This is a genomic window from Micromonospora sp. KC207 (genome assembly GCF_004348615.1).
Lineage (GTDB): Bacteria > Actinomycetota > Actinomycetes > Mycobacteriales > Micromonosporaceae > Micromonospora.
Window position 1 is genome coordinate 1 of sequence record NZ_SMKJ01000513.1, and the last position, 2,468, is coordinate 2,468.

The following is a 2,468-nucleotide window of genomic DNA, read 5'->3' on the forward strand; positions in this document are numbered from 1 at the left end:
CCTCCCACCGACTCTGCCCGTCCCACCGAAAGGGGGGCCGACCAGTGACCGTCGCCCTTGCCACCGTGCTCACCGTGCTCCTGTCGGTCACCGCGCTGCTGGCGCTGGCCCGGATGTACCGCGGCCCGTCGCTGCTGGACCGCGTTATCGCGTCCGACGTCCTGCTCAACACGATGGTCGGCGCGGTCGGGACGGAGGCAGCGATCAGCCGCCACGCCACCACCCTGCCTGTGCTCGTGGTGCTCTCCCTGTTGGGCTTCGTCGGCACGGTGGCCCTGGTCCGCTTCGCCGTCGGGGAGGAGTCGTGAACGCCGCCGTCGCTCTCGATGCCCCGCTGAACGTGGCTGTCGCCTCCTGCCGCGACTGGCTAGGCGCCGGTGCTACCACCTCCGATTGGCTGAGTGTCGGCACCGCCACCCGGGACTGGCCGAGCACGGCTGCCGCCGCCTCCTCCCACTGGCTGAGCCTTGGTGCCGTGGCAGATTGGCTGGGTGCGGGCTGTCTGGTCGCCGGGGCTCTGCTCAGCCTCGCCGCCGGGATCGGCGTGCTGCGCTTCCCGGACGTGCTCGACCGGATGCACGCGGCGACCAAGCCGCAGGTGCTCGGCGTAATGCTGCTGCTCGCCGGGGTCGGGCTGCGGCTGCGTACCCCCGAGGACCTCGGCATGATCGCGCTGGTGGCGGTCTTCCAACTGGCTACCGCGCCGGTGGCAGCCCAGATGGTCGGCCGCGCCGCGTACCGCTCGGGCGGGGTCGACCGCTCCCTCCTCGACGCCGACGAACTCGCCGACGGGGGGTAAGGAAGGGCCCCTTGTTAACGTATTTGGTATAGGAAGGGCCCCTTGTTAACACGTCGGCCCTGGGAGCGGGCAGGGCTGCTCGTCCACCAATGCGGTGAGAAGGGCTCCCTTCTCTACCTCAAGCGTTAACAAGGGGCCCTTCCTTGCACCTTCATCAGCCCACCTTCAGCGGGCGCTCAGTCGACGGCGATAAAATGGCTGCATGATCGACTCTTCTGCCCAGGAGGGCAGCAGTAGCCAGCCGGGTCGTGCCCGGCATTTTCCCGTCCTGGCGTCCCCGGGAGCCCTGAGCCACCCGTGTTGATCGTCGTCGGACTCGTCCTCATCATCGTTCTCACCGCCGCCACCGGTTACTTCGTGGCCCAGGAGTTCGGTTACGTCGCCGCGGACCGGGGCCGGCTCAGGCAGCTCGCCGACGAAGGCGACCTGGCCGCCGCCCGGGCCCTGGAGGTCACCGGCCGGCTGTCGTTCATGCTCTCGGGCGCGCAGCTCGGCATTACCGTGACCGCGCTGCTGGTCGGGTACGTCGCCGAGCCGTACCTGGGCGCGGGGCTTGCCGAGCTGCTCGGCGTGGCCGGGGCCTCCGCGGCCGTCGCCCTGCCGCTGTCGGTCGCGCTGGCCCTGCTCATCGCGACCGTCGTGCAGATGGTCCTCGGCGAGCTGGCCCCGAAGAACCTGGCCATCGCCCGCGCCGAGCCGCTGGCCCGGGCGCTGAGCCGGTCCACCCTGATGTACCTGAGGGTCGCCGGGCCGGTGATCACCCTGTTCGACAGGGCCGCCGTACGGCTGCTGCGCCGGGTCGGCATCGAGCCGATCGAGGAACTGCCCAGCGGTGCCACCCCGGAGGACCTGGAGCAGATCATCGCCGAGTCCCGCGAGGAGGGGCACCTCGATGCCGAAATGTCCGACCTGCTCGATCGGGGGCTCGACTTCCGGGAGCTGACCGCCGGGGAGGCCATGGTGCCCCGGGTCGACGTGCACACCGTCCGGGCATACGAGCCGTTGAGCCGGGTTGTGGAGCTGCTCGACACCGGGCACTCCCGCTTTCCCGTACGCGGGGCCGAGGGCGTGGACGACCTAACCGGCGTGATCGGCATCGCCGACGTGCTGGCCGTGCCCCCGGCGAAGCGCGCGACGACCCCGGTCAGCGCGGTGGCCGTACCCCCGTTGCTGGTGCCGGAGACCCTTCCGCTGCCGACGGTGCTGGACCGGCTCCGGGTCGGCCACCGGCAGCTCGCCTGCGTGGTGGACGAGTACGGCGGCTTCGCTGGCGTGATCACGCTGGAGGACATCGCCGAGGAACTGGTTGGTCCGATCCGCGACGAGGACGACCCGCCGGAGCGTGCCCCGGCCCGGCAGGACGACGGGTCCTGGGTGGTGCCGGCGCGCTGGCGGATCGACGAGGTCGCCGACAGCACTGGTATCGCGCTGCCCGAGGCGCCTGAGTACGACACCGTCTCCGGGCTGGTCATGCGGGAGTTGGGCCGGGTGCCCGAGGTGGGCGACCGGCTGGAGATCGTCCTTCCCGTCAACGGCGACGCCGAGACCGAGCCGCGTGCCCTGGTCGAGGTGCTCGCGGTGGACCGGCACGTCGCCGACTCGGTCCGGCTCCGCTTCACCGGCGGCGCGGCGGGCCGGTCGAGTGGCGGCGCGGCGGGTGGCGCGGGTG

Annotated in this window: 3 protein-coding genes; all 3 read left to right on the forward strand. The window is 71.6% G+C overall.

The genetic code is table 11. The annotated features are described in order from the left end of the window. The first annotated feature begins 44 nt into the window (after positions 1-44). Complete coding sequence (locus E1258_RS31955; protein ID WP_132407620.1) at positions 45-308, forward strand: monovalent cation/H+ antiporter complex subunit F; 264 nt, start codon at positions 45-47, stop codon at positions 306-308. Between the two features lie 167 nt (positions 309-475). Further along, positions 476-799: a monovalent cation/H(+) antiporter subunit G gene (mnhG, locus tag E1258_RS31960; RefSeq protein WP_243715820.1), complete on the forward strand. Its 324-nt coding sequence runs from the start codon at positions 476-478 to the stop codon at positions 797-799. Positions 800-1,096: 297 nt separating this feature from the next. Beyond that, the coding region (locus tag E1258_RS31965; protein ID WP_132407622.1) for a hemolysin family protein at positions 1,097-2,468 on the forward strand (1,372 nt) is incomplete at its 3' end.